The following is a 14,340-nucleotide window of genomic DNA, read 5'->3' as shown; positions in this document are numbered from 1 at the left end:
TTTTCTCCATCAGCAACACGCGGCTTCACGAACCGGACGCCCGTGCATGTTCTGCAGGCGGGCGGCATTGTCCTGCAGCCAAGTGGTGTTGGCGTCGGACGTCATTTGCAGGATTTGCGCGATCCACGCCGGCAGATCCGGGTTGAGGCGGTAATAGACCCACTGGCCCTGACGCCGATCGAGCAGCAGGCCGTTGCTGCGCAATTGCGCGAGGTGGCGGCTGATCTTCGGTTGGCTGTCGTTGAGCGCGCACATCAGTTCGCACACACACAGTTCTCCCTGTGCGGCGATCAGCAGCATGGCGCGGACGCGGGTTTCGTCAGCGAGACTTTTGAAGACTTCAGTGGGCGTGAGCATGGGGCTGAGCACGGGATATACGGGAAATCGAATATACGGATATCCATATATTTCGCAACCTGAAATGCTGCCCCTGTAGGAGTGAGCCTGCTCGCGATAGCGGTCTTTCACTCAACATCATTAATGACTGACACACCGCTATCGCGAGCAGGCTCACTCCTACAGAGGATTTCTGTGAACCGGCTAACCGAGCAGCAACGCCTGCTCCGCCTCGCACAATCCCACCACATAATCCCAGACCACACGCAAGCGCACCGACTTGTGCAGCTCGCGGCGAGTGCTGATCCAGTAGCTGCGTTCGATACTTTCATCCGCCAGCAACGGCACCAGTTCCGGGTCAGACGCGGCCATGTAGCAAGGCAGAACCGCAATGCCCAGTCCGGAGCGTGCGGCTTCCTGCTGGGCGATGACGCTGGTGCTGTGGAACACCACGCGCGGGCTGCGGCAGAAACTGTTGAGGAACATCAGTTCCTGGCTGAACAGCAGATCGTCGACATAACCGATCCATGCATGACGGCCAAGGTCTTCGCGGCTATGCAAGGGCGGTGCTTTGTCGAGGTAAGCCTGGCTGGCATACAGCGCCAATCGGTAGTCGGTGAGTTTGCGCGTGACCAGCATGTCAGCCGCCGGGCGTTCGAGATGGATGCTGATTTCCGCCTCACGGTTGAGGATGCTGACAAAGCGCGGCACCGCGACCAGTTCCACTTCCAGCCCCGGATAACGCTCGAACAGGCCGATCATGCGGCTGGCGAGAAATTTGACACCGAGGCCCTCCGTCACGCCGACGCGGATCTTGCCCAGCGGCGCGGTGGACTGGGTAATTTCTTCCTGGGCCAGCAGCGCGACGTTTTCCATCGCTTCGGCATGCTTGAGCAGCGCTTCGCCGGCCGGGGTCATTTCGTACCCTTGAGCGTGCTGGACGAACAGCGCGGTGCCGAGGCTTTTCTCGATGGCTTCGATGTGGCGGGCGACGGTGGCATGGGTGGTGTTGAGCCGGCGGGCGGCGGTGAGCAGGCGGCCGCTGCGTTGCAGTTCGAGAAAAAACCGCAAGTCGTTCCAGTCGAACATGGCGTGTCCTTGTCAGCTAAGGTCGATGCGAGCTGTGTGAAAACGCACAGCGGCTGCGCAAAAACTAACATTCTTTTAACGAAAGCTAACAACTAGAGTGTCCGACAATAAAAACAAAAAGCGAGGTCAGGGAATGCAGACTTCCCTCGATGAATACGACTACATCGTGGTCGGCGCCGGTCCGGCCGGCTGTGTGCTGGCCAATCGACTGTCAGCGGACCCGCAGCACCGCGTACTGTTGCTCGAAGCCGGCGGGCGCGACAACTATGCGTGGATTCACATCCCGGTCGGTTACCTGTTCTGCATCGGTAACCCACGCACAGACTGGTGTTTCAAAACTGAAGAACAGACCGGGCTCAACGGCCGTGCGCTGAGCTATCCGCGCGGCAAAGTGCTCGGCGGTTGCTCGTCGATCAACGGCATGATCTACATGCGCGGCCAGGCCAGCGACTACGACGGCTGGGCGGCCGAGGGCAATCCCGGTTGGGCGTGGAATGATGTGCTGCCACTGTTCAAACAGAGCGAAAACCACTTTGCCGGCGCCGCTGATTTTCATGGCGCCCACGGCGAATGGCGGGTCGAGCAACAGCGCTTGTCGTGGCCGATTCTCGACGCCTTTCGCAGTGCCGCCGAGCAGAGCGGCATTGCCAGCGTCAGCGACTTCAATCAGGGCGACAACGAGGGTTGTGGCTACTTTCAGGTCAACCAGAAAGCCGGGGTGCGCTGGAACGCCGCCAAGGCGTTTTTGAAACCGCTGCGAAACCGAGCGAATCTGACCGTACTGACCGGCGTCGAGGTCGACCGCGTGCTGCTGGAGGATGGCCGCGCTTCGAACGTCAGCGCTCGGCATGAAGGCCAGATCAAACAGTTCAAGGCGCGCAAGGAGATTGTCCTGTGCGCCGGGTCGGTGGGTTCGCCGAGCATTCTGCAGCGCTCCGGGATCGGCCCTCGACCACTGCTCGAACGCTTGGGCATCGGCGTGATTCATGAACTGCCGGGGGTCGGTGGCAACCTGCAGGATCACCTGCAACTGCGGCTGATCTATCAACTGGAAAATGCCCGCACGCTGAACCAGATCGCCGGCAGTGTCTGGGGCAAGATGGGCATGGGCCTGCGTTATCTGTATGACCGCAGCGGGCCGCTGTCGATGGCGCCGAGTCAGCTGGGCGCCTTTGCGCGCTCGGGGCCGGAACAGACGTCGGCGAATCTCGAATACCACGTCCAGCCGCTGTCGCTGGAGCGTTTTGGCGAGCCGTTGCACAGCTTCCCGGCATTCACCGCCTCGGTGTGCGATCTGCGTCCGCACAGCCGTGGGCGCATCGAAATCCGTTCAGCGGACCCGCAGCAGGCGCCGCTGATCAATCCCAATTATCTGAGCCATCCTGAAGATCTGCGCGTGGCCGCAGATGCGATTCGTTTGACCCGACGCATCGTCAGCGCCCCTGCTCTGCGTGCTTTCAAACCGGTCGAGTATCTGCCGGGCGACAGCCTGCAAACCGAGGAGCAACTGCACGAAGCCGCAGCGAAAATCGGCACGACGATTTTCCATCCGGTCGGCACGTGTCGCATGGGCAATGACGGCGATGCGGTGGTCGATGCGCAACTGCGCGTGCACGGCGTGCCCGGTCTGCGCGTGGCCGATGCGTCGATCATGCCGCGGATCATCTCCGGCAACACCTGTTCGCCTACGCTGATGATTGGCGAAAAGGCTGCGCAGCTGATCCTCAATTCCAAAGCTGTAAACACCGTACCTGTGGGAGCCAGCCTGCTGGCGATGACGGAATAACATTCAGCATTTGCGTTGGCTGATACGCCGCCATCGCGAGCAGGCTCACTCCTACAGGGACCGCGTCTGATTCAAAGGCATCGCGCAACACCGGGACACGCAACACCAGTGGAACAACAAAAACAATCACTGTGAGGGATACCGACATGTCAGAACACGCTCAGCCGCTGGACGCTGCGAGCAGCGCCGAGACCAGCAATGCCACGCAAAAAGTCATTTTCGCCTCGTCCCTCGGGACGGTGTTCGAGTGGTATGACTTCTTTCTTTACGGTGCCCTCGCGGCAGTGATCAGCAAGCAATTTTTTGCCGGGGTCAACGACACCACCGCGTTCATTTTCGCGCTGATGGCGTTCGCCGCCGGCTTCATCGTGCGGCCGTTCGGTGCGCTGGTGTTCGGGCGACTGGGCGACATGATCGGGCGCAAATACACGTTTCTGGCGACGATCATTCTGATGGGCGTGGCGACGTTCTGCGTCGGCCTGCTGCCGACCTACGCGAGCATCGGCATTGCCGCACCGATCATCCTGGTGGTGCTGCGGATGCTCCAGGGCCTGGCGCTCGGCGGCGAATACGGCGGTGCGGCGACTTACGTGGCCGAGCACGCGCCGATCGGCAAGCGCGGTTTTCACACCAGCTGGATTCAGTCCACCGCCACCCTCGGCCTGTTGCTGTCGCTGTTGGTGGTGCTCGGTTGCCGTTATTTCACCGGCGACCAGTTTGAAGTCTGGGGCTGGCGCATTCCGTTTCTGCTGTCGATCGTGCTGCTGGGGATTTCCACGTGGATTCGCCTGAGCCTGCACGAGTCGCCGGCCTACCTGAAAATGAAGGAGGAAGGCAAAACCTCGAAAGCGCCGATCCGCGAATCCTTCGGCAAATGGGAAAACCTCAAAGTCGTGCTGATCGCCCTGTTCAGCATCAACGCCGGGCAAGCGGTGACGTTTTATGCGGCGCAGTTCTACGTGCTGTTTTTCCTCACCCAATTCCTGAAAATGGACCCGGCGCTGGCCAACAGTCTGCTGATCGTCAGCGTGGTCATCGGCGCGCCGTTCTTCATTTTCTTTGGCTGGCTGTCGGACAAGGTCGGGCGCAAACCAGTGTTGATGCTGGGCTTGCTGCTGGCGACCGCGCTGTACTTTCCGATCTTCAAATCCCTCGCCCATTACGCCAACCCGGCGATCGATCTGGCCAGCCGTCAGGCGCCGATCACCGTGACGGCCGATCCGGCGACCTGCACCTTCCAGTTCGACCCGGTAGGCAAAGCCAAATTCGACAGCCCGTGCGACAAGGTCAAGACCTTCCTGGTCAAACAAGGCCTGCCCTACTCCAGCGTCGCCGCCCCGGCGTGCAGCGGCGTGCAGGTCAGCGTCGGCGACGTCAAACTCGATGGCTTCGATGAAGCCGCCCTGCGCGGCGCGATCACCCTCGCCGGCTACCCGCAACAGGCCGACATGCAGCAGATCAACAAGCCAATGATCGTCGCCCTGATCGTGGCGCTGATCATCATCTCGGCGATGTGCTACGGCCCACTGGCGGCGCTGATGGTCGAGCTGTTCCCAACGCGCATCCGCTACACCTCGATGTCGCTGCCCTACCACATCGGCAACGGCTGGTTCGGCGGTTTCCTGCCGACGGTGTCGTTTGCCCTGGTGGTGTACACCGGCGATATCTTTTACGGGCTGTGGTATCCGGTATTGATTACCGGGGTCAGCCTGGTTGTGGGCATGATCTGCCTGCGTGAGACGAAGAATATCGACCTCGACAAGAACTGAAACCGCTGCCGGCGAGAGCGTTCGCGCGCTCGCCGTTTCTTTGCTCAGGCATCGGCCTTGATCACCTCGAACTTCACCTGATCCGGATAGAACGCCACGTAGTCGCGGATCGGTGCCACCGACACTTTCGGGTTCTCGTACGTCCACACTGCGTTCGCCTGCTCATGCCCCGGCACCTGCAAACTGAAGTAGTTGGCATCGCCCTTGTACGGGCAATAGCTGGTGTGATCGGTGCGGGCGAAATATTTCTCGTCGATGTCTTCGCGCGGCAGGTAATACACCGGCGGGTAATTGGCTTCCTTGAGGACCAGCACGTGGGAGGACGCGGCCACCTGGATGCCGTGGAATTTCACCACCAGGCAGCCGGCGAGTTGTTCGAGGTTGATCACGGGGCTGGGGCTTTTCATGGGGTTCTCCTGAATACGGCGAAGAGACGGTTCAGGTATAGCTGATGACGCCTGATCGAGACAGGATTGCAGCCGAACGGCGAAGCCCCTCACCCGCCAATCAGTCCCCTCTCCCTCCGGGAAAGGGTTAGGGTGAGGGCAAGGGCCGGTAACTTTTACATGTATATCCATACAGATAAAAGTTGCCCCCACCGCCAAGTCCGGCCATTCTGTGCACCTGTTCCGACCCTGATCGACGATGGTGGCTATGCGGCTGTACCTCTGTGAAAAACCCTCCCAGGCCAAAGACATTGCAGCCGTGCTCGGCGCCCGGCGTCGGGGCGACGGCTGCTGGTTGGGAACGGACGTCACGGTGACCTGGTGCATCGGCCATCTGCTCGAAACCGCGCCGCCGGATGCCTACGACGCACGCTACAAGCGCTGGGTGCTGGCGGACCTGCCGATCATTCCGGACAAATGGAAAATGACCGTCAAGCCGCGCACGGCCAGCCAGTTCAAAGCGGTGAAACGCCTGCTCGGCGAGGCCAGCGAACTGATCATTGCCACCGACGCCGACCGTGAGGGCGAGATGATCGCCCGGGAACTGGTCGAGCATTGCCGCTATCGCGGACCGATCCGCCGCTTGTGGCTGTCGGCGCTGGACGAGGCCTCGATCCGCAAGGCCCTGGCCGCACTCAAGCCGGGCGCGGAGACCTTCAGCCTGTACCACTCGGCTTTGGGGCGTTCGCGAGCGGACTGGCTGATTGGCATGAACATGAGCCGTCTGTTCACCCTGCTCGGCCGCCAGTCGGGTTATCAAGGCGTGCTGCCGGTAGGCCGGGTGCAAACGCCGACCTTGCGGCTGGTGGTGGATCGCGACCGCAGCATCGCCGATTTCGTACCCGTGCCGTTCTGGGCGATCGATGTCGATCTGCTGCACGACGGCACGCGGTTTACCGCGCAGTGGCGCGCGCCGACGGACGCCTGTGACGATCAGGAGCGCTGCCTGAATCAGGCGCTGGCCCAGCAGGCAGCGGCGGCGATCGGCAGTGCGGCCAGCGCGCGGGTGGTCAAGCTGAAAACCGAGCGCATGCGCGAAGTGGCACCCCTGCCCTTCGATCTCGGCACCCTGCAGGAAGTCTGCTCGAAGAAACTCGGCCTCGGCGCGCAGGAAACCCTCGACATCGCCCAGGCGCTGTACGAAACCTACAAGGTCATCACTTACCCGCGCAGCGATTGCGGTTACCTGCCGCTGAGCCAGCACAGCGAAGCGCCGGGCATTCTTGCGGCGTTGCGTCAGGCCGATCCCGGCCTCGAAGCGCTGCGAGGCCATCTCGAACCACAGCGTCGGTCGCGTGCATGGAACGACGCCAAGGTCAGCGCTCACCATGGCATCATCCCCACCGCAGCAGCGAAAAACCTCGAACGCCTGACCGGCAAGCACCGCGCGGTGTATACGCTGATCCGCGCACGCTATCTGGCGCAGTTTCTGCCCAACCATGAATACGACCGCACCCAGGCCGATTTCGATTGCGCTGGGCAAGCGCTGCGCGCAGTCGGCAAGCAGATCATTGAGCCGGGCTGGAAACGCGCGTTGCCCGAAGCGCTGGCACCGGCCAAGGGCCGCGAGGCTGCGGCGCCGCAGACCTTGCCGGCACTTGGCCAGGGCGTCGAATGCGCCGTCGCCGAGGTCAAGTTCAAGGACCTGTGGACGCAACCGCCGAAACCCTACACCGAAGGCGATCTGATCAAGGCGATGAAAAACGTCGCCAGACTGGTGGAAGATCCGCTGCTCAAACAGAAACTCAAGGACACCACCGGGATCGGCACCGAAGCCACCCGCGCCTCGATCATTCAGGGTTTGATCGATCGCGGTTATCTGGTGAAAAACGGCAAGGCGCTCGCCGCTACGCCGGCCGCGTTCAGCCTGATCGATGCCGTGCCTCGCGCAATTGCCGATCCCGGCACCACGGCGATCTGGGAGCAGGCGCTGGACATGGTGCAGAGCGGCGAGATGAGCCTGGAAGAATTTGTCACCAAACAAGCGGCATGGATGAGCAAGCAGGTTAGCCGTTGCTCCGGCCTGAGCCTGACCATCAGCGGCCCGCCACCCGCCGGTAAAGCCGCGGCGCCGTGGAAGAAAAAACGCAAATCGACCGCCAGCAAAACCACCGCCACACGCAAACGCACGGCCCGCCCGGCGACCCGTTAAGCCCCCTCAGGGTTCCCTGATTTCCTACGCATCCTGGATCTTTTCTCATTCCAAAAGCGCTTTGTCCGACAATATGTAGTGCTTGAAAATAATCACTACAAAACCGTTGACGGCATCGCTTTGCTTTTGCATGATGAAGACGTTCCCCGATCGGGAGCGCTGGTAACACGCTTGAGCAAACTCGTCTGACCGCCGAGTTGTTTTTTCCGGATACACGCTGCCCACAAGGCAGATTGAAGAAGCTGACCTGGCCTGAACGTCCAGTACAAGGACGAGAAGCGCTGGCGAAAATTCTCAAGATGCTTGTGGTCGACGCTGAAAAGGTCGGCAAGGCGCCTCCCGGTTTTCGCTGCTTCTCCTCGTTGTGACGCTATCGCGTAGCAGTTATTCAACACGACTACATGCAACAGATGCACGACCCCGTACTTCACACGGGCGAGCGCTGACGTCCTGGTTTCGGTGCCAGGGATCAACTAACCGATGGGCTACCTGTATTAGCGAATCAACTATGAAAGATCACCAGACTGGTCAAGGGGCAATAATCATGAATCTGAACAATCAACCTACTGTCGAAGAACTGGCTCGTATGTTCGCTGCGCAAAAGGACAGCCACGACAGCCATATTCTGTGGATCAGCAAGTCGGGTCAGGTGCATATCGACTGCCTGTCGCCCCATGCTGGTGAAGAGGAATTCGACCGTAACCACCAGAACCTGGCGGCCCGCCTGAAGATGTATCGACGCGGCCACGGTTATGTCGGCAAGAAGGCAGCGGCCGACAGGGACTTTATTGGCAATGTTCTGCAGACGCTGAAACAGGCGTGGGATTCGATGCAGAACAATAATGAAGTTCGGGTGATTGATCGGTTGTATTGAGTTAGCGATTATTTAATCGAAAGGCCTGCTTCCTTAACGGAAGCAGGCCTTTTTTGTTCGCTTGCATTGATCTGGCGTGATTGAAATTGTAGCCCCTCACCCCAGCCCTCTCCCGAGGGAGAGGGAGCCGATCCATGATGGATTCGAAATTCGCGTTCGGCTCAGGACTTTCAGGTCGACGTATCTTGCCCAAACACCTCGGTCAGTCCCCTCTCCCCTGGGCGGTCCGACGTTTCGGGAGGGTTAGGGTGAGGAGCTTTTCAGGCCCAGCACCAACTCCACAAACGCCAGCGCCGCGGCACTGTGGTAGTTATTGCGCCGTCGCAAAATCGCTGCCCCACGCTGCGGCGCTTCCGCTTCGACACGCAACCGGCGCAACGCCCGGTCCTCTGTAGCAATAGCCTGCGGCAACATCGTCGCCATCGGCGAACAGCGCACCACTTCCAGCAACGTGCTCACCGAATTCACCTCGATGTGCACCTTCGGCGTGATCCCCTGATGTCGAAAGTACTCGTCCACCGACAGCCGCGTAATGAACTCAGGCGCCAGCAAGGCAAAATCCAGCTGAGCAATATCCTCTGCCAGTAACCGCGAGTCACTGGCATACAGCGGATGCTCACGGCCGACCATGATCGCCAACGTTTCGGTAAAGGCCGGAATGCATTCGATCTCCGCATTGCGCACCGGGGTGAACGCAATGGCGATGTCCAGCGAGTCATCCGCCAGCCCCGCCTCGATGTCGTCCATCGACAACTCGAAAATCTGCAGATGAATTCCCGGATACCGCGCCGCGAAATCCCGCACCAGCGGCCCGACCAGATAGGCCATGAACGTCGGCGTCATGGCCAGACGCAACGTCCCGCGCGACAGATCCTTAACGTCATGCAAGGCGCGCTTGCCCGCCTCCAGCTCTACCAGTACACGCCGCGCACATTCGATGTACGCCGCGCCGGCATCGGTAGGTCTGACGGTGCGCGAGGTGCGATCGAACAGCGTTACGCCGAGGCTTTCTTCCAGTTGGCGGATCTGCTGCGACAGCGTCGGCTGCGACACATGCAGCGCTTCGGCGGCACGGGTGAAACCGCCGTGATCGGCAATCGCCAGCAGGTACCGCAAATGTCGTAACAACATGGGGCGCACCAACTATAGGCAGGACTAATGCTTGGCATTGTATATCGGTCTTGGACGCTATGGATCAATCGGCCGAAGATTTCTCCCACACAGCAAGCCAACCCTGAAAGGAGTGACACCATGCAACAGTCCCACGCCTGCAACGACACCAGCCTGGCCCTGACTACCCGCATCCTCGACGCCAAGGCACGCAAGGATCTGTCGTGGCAGGATCTGGCCGATGACACCGGCCTGAGCCTGGCCTACGTCACCGCCGCCCTGCTCGGCCAGCACCCACTGCCGGAAAGCGCCGCGAAAGTGGTCGGCGACAAGCTGGAGCTGAGCGTGGAAGACGTCGCCGCGATGCAGATCATCCCGTTGCGCGGCAGCCTCAACGGCGTACCGACCGACCCGACCATCTACCGCTTTCACGAGATGATCCAGATCTATGGCACCACGCTCAAAGCGCTGGTCCACGAGCAGTTCGGCGACGGCATCATCAGCGCGATCAACTTCAAACTCGACATCAAGAAAGTTGACGATCCAGAAGGCGGCTCCCGCGCCGTGGTCACCCTCGATGGCAAGTTCCTGCCGCTGCGTCCGTTCTGATTGCTCCGGCCCGCATCCCGGATGCTGGCCACTCGATCACCTTATAGAGGACACGCCCATGCAATCCCTGATCGACGGCTTCCTGAAATTTCAGAACGAAGCCTTTCCGCAACGCAGCGAACTGTTTCGCCACCTGGCTACCACGCAACAGCCCGGTACGTTGTTCATCACCTGTTCCGACAGCCGTGTGGTGCCGGAACTGCTGACCCAGCAAGAACCCGGCGAGCTGTTCGTGATCCGCAACGCCGGCAACATCGTGCCGTCCTACAGCCCGCATCCAGGCGGGGTTTCGGCGACGGTGGAATATGCGGTGGCGGTACTCGGCGTGAGTGATATCGTGATTTGCGGGCATTCCGATTGCGGCGCGATGACCGCGATTGCCCAGTGCAAATGCATGGATCACCTGCCGGCGGTCAGTGGTTGGCTGCAGCATGCCGAATCGGCAAGAGTCGTCAACGAAGCGCGAGCGCACGCCAGTGACGCAGCGAAGTTGAATTCGATGGTGCGCGAGAACGTCATTGCGCAACTGGCCAATATCCAGACCCACCCAAGCGTGCGCCTGGCGCAGGAAAAAGGCCTGTTGAATCTGCATGGCTGGGTGTACGACATCGAGACCGGCTCGATCGATGCGCTGTCTTCGGACCGCCGCACCTTTGTGCCACTGGCCGAGCAACCGGCGACCTGTGCGATCCACGCAAAAACCGCTGACGCCGCCTGAACGGATCGTCGACTGATCGTTCCCACGCTCTGCGTGGGAATGCCTCCGGGGACGCTCTGCGTCCAGTGACGCGGAGCGTCATGGGCTGCGTTACCACGCGAAGCGTGGGAACGATCACCGACTACAGAATCAGCGCTTAACCGTGAGATCGACCTGCGTCATGCGGCTGCGCACGGTGAACACACCATCCCCGGAAAGAATCGCACTGCGCGCAAACAAGCGCCCGCTTTCCCAGTTGGAAAGGCCCAGCTCCGGCTTGTTCAGCGCGTATTGCCCGTCGACCCAGCGGGTGATGCCATTGCCCACGAACGGCGCGTTGACCGCGTTGTAGAAGCGCTCATGGATGGCGGCATCCTCGCTGATCAACGACACGGCGAATTGCGGGCTGTAGCGGTTGAACAAGGCGATCGCCTGGTCCAGATCGTCGACGATCATCAGGCTGACTTCCGGGGTTTCCTCCCACTCCCACTCGCGGCCCAGCTGCGCTTGCGCCAGCGGTTCGGCGAGCGCTTCAGTCTGGTAACCCTCGGCGCGGTAAACCTCGACCGTTGCGTCCTGCCATTCACTCGGCAAGCAACCTTCACTGCCTTCGACGATATGCAGTTTGCAACCCTGCCCGCGCGCGGTGCCTGCCTGCTTCAACGCATCAAGAAACAACGGCACCAGTTCAGCGGCGCGATCACGCTGGATCAGGCAAACGTTGAGGGTGTTGCAGACTTTACGGTCCAGCGAGTTGCGCACAACCGCAGCAAAGCGCTCGGCGTCGGCTGCCTGATCGGCGATCAGCCATGCCCCACCAGTGCCGTGCAGGCTGACCGCGGTACCAGCCTGCTGGGCGATGCTGCCGAGTTGACTGACCGCACGACCCGAACCCCGCGCTACCGCCAGCGACAAGCGTCGGTCAGCGAACATCGCCCAACCGGCGGCGTGATTGACACTTTCCACCAGCGACACCGCGCCGTCCGGCAGGCCGGCTGCGGCCAGTGCCGGGTTCAAAGCGTGGGCGACGATCGCTTGCGCGGTGCCCAGCGCATCGCTGCCGATACGCAGCACCGCGGTGTTACCGGTGCGCAACACGCCAGCGGCATCGGCGAACACGTTCGGTCGCCCTTCAAAGACAAACGCAACGATGCCCAGCGGCGCGACCACTTGCTCGACCTTCCAGCCGTCGTGCTCGACGCTGCTGATGATTTTGCCGCGGGTTGCTGCGGCATCCCGCCAGGCACGCAGGCCGGCGATCATGTCGCGGCGCATGCGTTCGTCGGCGAGCAGTCGGGTGGTCGAGCGGCCACGGGCCTTGGCGCGCTCAATGTCTGCGCGGTTGGCGGTTTCGATGTGCGCCCAGCATTGCGGGTCTTCCAGACGCTGGGCAAACAGATCGAAGAACTCGCTGATCGCCTCGTCGCTCACCGCCGACAACGCCGTGAATGCCGCAGCCGCGCGCTCGATCGCAACAGACGCCGCTTGCTGGTCGGCCACGGGGATCAACAGCAACTCGCCACTGACCTGCTCGACCAGCAGGTGATCACCGGGCTGAAAGCGCGCGGCCAGTTCGGGGCTGACCACGGTGACGCGGTTACCGGCAAAAGGGATCGGCGTGCCAGCGACTAGACGTTCGAGCGCAAGAGACATGAAGCGGATTCACCATGCAGGGGGCGGCCGGAAAATGTAGCGGATTAGCCGACGAAATACACCTCTTCAATCCACCGAAAACCACTTGTAGGAGTGAGCCTGCTCGCGATAGCGGTAGACCAATCGACAATATGTTGCCTGGCATACCGCTATCGCGAGCAGGCTCACTCCTACAAGGGAACTGTGTGAGTTTCAGAAAACCGACCAGCCAATCCGTGAGCTGAGCAATTCCAGCGCCGCCATCCCCGCCAGCGAATTACCGGCGGCGTTGAGTTCCGGCGACCACACGCAGACCGTGAACTGCCCCGGCACCACCGCGACGATCCCGCCACCGACGCCGCTCTTGCCCGGCAAACCGACGCGGTAGGCGAAGTTGCCGGCCTCGTCATACAGCCCGCTGGTGGCCATGATCGAATTGACTTGTTGGGTCTGCCGCGGCGTGAGGATGCGCTCGCCGCTGTGTTTGCAGAAACCGTCGTTGGCCAGAAAGCAGAAGGCCCGGGCCAGATCGATGCAGTTCATGCGCAGTGCACAGTGGCTGAAATAACTGCGCAGCACCGCTTCGACATCGTTGTGGAAATTGCCGAACGACTGCATCAGGTACGCCATCGCCGCATTGCGCGCGCGGTGCTGGTATTCGGAATCGGCGACTTTGCCGTCGATCATGATTTGCGGATTGCCCGACAGGCGCCGAACGAAGTCGCGCATCGACAAGGTCGGCGCGGCGAAGCGTGACTGATTGATGTCGCAAATCACCAGTGCACCGGCATTGATGAACGGATTGCGTGGCCGGCCGCGTTCGAATTCCAGTTGCACCAGCGAGTTGAATGGCTGCCCGGAAGGCTCGTGGCCGAGACGCTCCCAGATCGCTTCGCCGGAATGATCGATCGCCTGTACCAGGCTGAACACCTTGGAAATACTCTGCACCGAGAACGGCGTTTCGGCGTCGCCGGCGCAGTACATCTCGCCGTCATTCCCGTACACGGCGATGCCCAGCTGATTGGCCGGCACGGTGCCGAGGACGGGGATGTAATCAGCCACTTTGCCCTGCCCGATCAACGGGCGGACAGCGTCAAGGATCTCGTTCAACAGCGCTTGCATGCCGGGTCTCGAAGTCTCGCCCCAAGGGATCGCGGGGACACTGGGGCTAGACGCTGCGCGCGGGCGGCGCATCACACCGCGCGCAATGTTCTAGGCTTGAGCAAACATTCATCCTCAGGAGAAGACCATGCACCTCGAAGGCTCCTGCCATTGCGGCGAGGTCACGTTCAGCCTCGACAGCGCCCACCCCTACCCTTATCAACGCTGCTATTGCTCGATCTGCCGCAAGACCCAAGGCGGCGGCGGTTACGCGATCAACCTTGGCGGCGACGCGTCCAGCCTCAAGGTGCGCGGACGCAAACACATCAGCATCTACCACGCGAAAATGAAAAACCCCGGCGATCAGCGCGCCCATCGCAGCAGCGCCGAACGGCACTTCTGCTCACTGTGCGGCAGCGGCCTGTGGCTGTTCAGTCCGGAGTGGCCAGAGCTGATCCATCCGTTTGCCTCGGCTATCGATACAGCGCTGCCGGTGCCGCCGGAATACACGCATTTGATGCTCGGGTCGAAAGCGTCGTGGGTTGAAATCGAGGCGAAAGCCAAGGATCAGCAATTTGCTGAATACCCCGAAGAATCGATTGCCCAGTGGCATGAACGCCTCGGTGTGACCCGCTGAACCGTACCCCCTGTAGGAGTGAGCCTGCTCGCGATAGCGGTGGGTCAGACACACCATTACTGACTGATCCACCGCTATCGCGAGCAGGCTCACTCCTACAGG

Annotated in this window: 13 protein-coding genes; 7 read left to right on the top strand and 6 right to left on the bottom strand. The window is 61.1% G+C overall.

The annotated features are described in order from the left end of the window. Positions 1-9 precede the first annotated feature (9 nt). Together BLU52_RS08780 and BLU52_RS08775 are read right to left on the bottom strand one after the other, a co-directional pair. A complete protein-coding gene (locus tag BLU52_RS08780) occupies positions 10-357 on the bottom strand; it encodes a metalloregulator ArsR/SmtB family transcription factor (RefSeq protein WP_090288469.1) in 348 nt (115 codons plus the stop codon). Positions 358-540: 183 nt separating this feature from the next. Further along, positions 541-1,425 carry a LysR family transcriptional regulator gene (locus BLU52_RS08775; RefSeq protein WP_090282809.1) on the bottom strand — a complete coding sequence of 295 codons (885 nt, stop codon included), beginning with the start codon at positions 1,423-1,425 and terminating at the stop codon, positions 541-543. A 133-nt stretch (positions 1,426-1,558) separates the two neighbouring features. On the opposite strand from BLU52_RS08775, the gene BLU52_RS08770 reads away from it, so the two are divergent. Together BLU52_RS08770 and BLU52_RS08765 are read left to right on the top strand one after the other, a co-directional pair. Next, positions 1,559-3,211 (top strand): GMC family oxidoreductase, encoded by a 1,653-nt coding sequence (locus tag BLU52_RS08770; RefSeq protein WP_090282808.1) that lies wholly within the window; start codon positions 1,559-1,561, stop codon positions 3,209-3,211. A gap of 146 nt (positions 3,212-3,357) precedes the next feature. Further along, positions 3,358-4,980 (top strand): MFS transporter, encoded by a 1,623-nt coding sequence (locus BLU52_RS08765; protein WP_090282807.1) that lies wholly within the window; start codon positions 3,358-3,360, stop codon positions 4,978-4,980. 44 nt (positions 4,981-5,024) lie between these two features. Here the strand turns inward: BLU52_RS08765 and BLU52_RS08760 are convergent, their stop codons facing one another. After that, complete coding sequence (locus tag BLU52_RS08760; RefSeq protein ID WP_090282806.1) at positions 5,025-5,387, bottom strand: DUF427 domain-containing protein; 363 nt, start codon at positions 5,385-5,387, stop codon at positions 5,025-5,027. A gap of 247 nt (positions 5,388-5,634) precedes the next feature. Here BLU52_RS08760 and BLU52_RS08755 point away from each other — a divergent pair, with 247 nt between their 5' ends. Next, a complete protein-coding gene (locus BLU52_RS08755) occupies positions 5,635-7,578 on the top strand; it encodes a DNA topoisomerase III (protein ID WP_090282805.1) in 1,944 nt (647 codons plus the stop codon). 544 nt (positions 7,579-8,122) lie between these two features. Further along, positions 8,123-8,452 carry a hypothetical protein gene (locus BLU52_RS08750; RefSeq protein ID WP_090282804.1) on the top strand — a complete coding sequence of 110 codons (330 nt, stop codon included), beginning with the start codon at positions 8,123-8,125 and terminating at the stop codon, positions 8,450-8,452. Positions 8,453-8,695: 243 nt separating this feature from the next. Here BLU52_RS08750 and cynR read toward each other — a convergent pair whose 3' ends face one another. Continuing rightward, a complete protein-coding gene (gene cynR / locus BLU52_RS08745; RefSeq protein ID WP_090282803.1) occupies positions 8,696-9,583 on the bottom strand; it encodes a transcriptional regulator CynR in 888 nt (295 codons plus the stop codon). A 120-nt stretch (positions 9,584-9,703) separates the two neighbouring features. Between cynR and cynS the strand changes: the two genes are divergently transcribed. Together cynS and BLU52_RS08735 are read left to right on the top strand one after the other, a co-directional pair. Beyond that, the gene (gene cynS / locus BLU52_RS08740; protein ID WP_090282802.1) at positions 9,704-10,171 is read left to right on the top strand and encodes a cyanase; all 468 of its coding nucleotides are present in this window, start codon (positions 9,704-9,706) and stop codon (positions 10,169-10,171) included. A gap of 58 nt (positions 10,172-10,229) precedes the next feature. After that, positions 10,230-10,889 (top strand): carbonic anhydrase, encoded by a 660-nt coding sequence (locus tag BLU52_RS08735; protein WP_090282801.1) that lies wholly within the window; start codon positions 10,230-10,232, stop codon positions 10,887-10,889. A gap of 129 nt (positions 10,890-11,018) precedes the next feature. Here the strand turns inward: BLU52_RS08735 and BLU52_RS08730 are convergent, their stop codons facing one another. Both BLU52_RS08730 and glsB read right to left on the bottom strand, forming a co-directional pair. Further along, entirely contained in the window at positions 11,019-12,521 is a 1,503-nt protein-coding gene (locus BLU52_RS08730; RefSeq protein ID WP_090282800.1) for an aldehyde dehydrogenase family protein, read from the bottom strand. Between the two features lie 192 nt (positions 12,522-12,713). Continuing rightward, positions 12,714-13,622 carry a glutaminase B gene (glsB, locus tag BLU52_RS08725; RefSeq protein ID WP_090282799.1) on the bottom strand — a complete coding sequence of 303 codons (909 nt, stop codon included), beginning with the start codon at positions 13,620-13,622 and terminating at the stop codon, positions 12,714-12,716. Positions 13,623-13,749: 127 nt separating this feature from the next. Between glsB and BLU52_RS08720 the strand changes: the two genes are divergently transcribed. After that, positions 13,750-14,238, top strand: a complete 489-nt coding sequence (locus BLU52_RS08720) for a GFA family protein (protein WP_090282798.1) — start codon at positions 13,750-13,752, stop codon at positions 14,236-14,238. The last annotated feature ends 102 nt before the right edge of the window (positions 14,239-14,340 follow it).

Origin of the sequence: Pseudomonas granadensis, from assembly GCF_900105485.1 — a bacterium.
Taxonomy (GTDB): domain Bacteria; phylum Pseudomonadota; class Gammaproteobacteria; order Pseudomonadales; family Pseudomonadaceae; genus Aquipseudomonas; species Aquipseudomonas granadensis.
The sequence above is the reverse complement of the archived record's forward strand: the minus strand, read 5'-3'. Positions and strand labels throughout refer to the sequence as shown.

Excerpts from the sequence above, each read along its gene's own strand:
- BLU52_RS08780 (WP_090288469.1), bottom strand. The coding sequence starts at position 357 with ATGCTCACGCCCACTGAAGTCTTCAAAAGTCTCGCTGACGAAACCCGC.
- BLU52_RS08775 (WP_090282809.1), bottom strand. The coding sequence starts at position 1,425 with ATGTTCGACTGGAACGACTTGCGGTTTTTTCTCGAACTGCAACGCAGC.
- BLU52_RS08770 (WP_090282808.1), top strand. The coding sequence starts at position 1,559 with ATGCAGACTTCCCTCGATGAATACGACTACATCGTGGTCGGCGCCGGT.
- BLU52_RS08765 (WP_090282807.1), top strand. The coding sequence starts at position 3,358 with ATGTCAGAACACGCTCAGCCGCTGGACGCTGCGAGCAGCGCCGAGACC.
- BLU52_RS08760 (WP_090282806.1), bottom strand. The coding sequence starts at position 5,387 with ATGAAAAGCCCCAGCCCCGTGATCAACCTCGAACAACTCGCCGGCTGC.
- BLU52_RS08755 (WP_090282805.1), top strand. The coding sequence starts at position 5,635 with ATGCGGCTGTACCTCTGTGAAAAACCCTCCCAGGCCAAAGACATTGCA.
- BLU52_RS08750 (WP_090282804.1), top strand. The coding sequence starts at position 8,123 with ATGAATCTGAACAATCAACCTACTGTCGAAGAACTGGCTCGTATGTTC.
- cynR (WP_090282803.1), bottom strand. The coding sequence starts at position 9,583 with ATGTTGTTACGACATTTGCGGTACCTGCTGGCGATTGCCGATCACGGC.
- cynS (WP_090282802.1), top strand. The coding sequence starts at position 9,704 with ATGCAACAGTCCCACGCCTGCAACGACACCAGCCTGGCCCTGACTACC.
- BLU52_RS08735 (WP_090282801.1), top strand. The coding sequence starts at position 10,230 with ATGCAATCCCTGATCGACGGCTTCCTGAAATTTCAGAACGAAGCCTTT.
- BLU52_RS08730 (WP_090282800.1), bottom strand. The coding sequence starts at position 12,521 with ATGTCTCTTGCGCTCGAACGTCTAGTCGCTGGCACGCCGATCCCTTTT.
- glsB (WP_090282799.1), bottom strand. The coding sequence starts at position 13,622 with ATGCAAGCGCTGTTGAACGAGATCCTTGACGCTGTCCGCCCGTTGATC.
- BLU52_RS08720 (WP_090282798.1), top strand. The coding sequence starts at position 13,750 with ATGCACCTCGAAGGCTCCTGCCATTGCGGCGAGGTCACGTTCAGCCTC.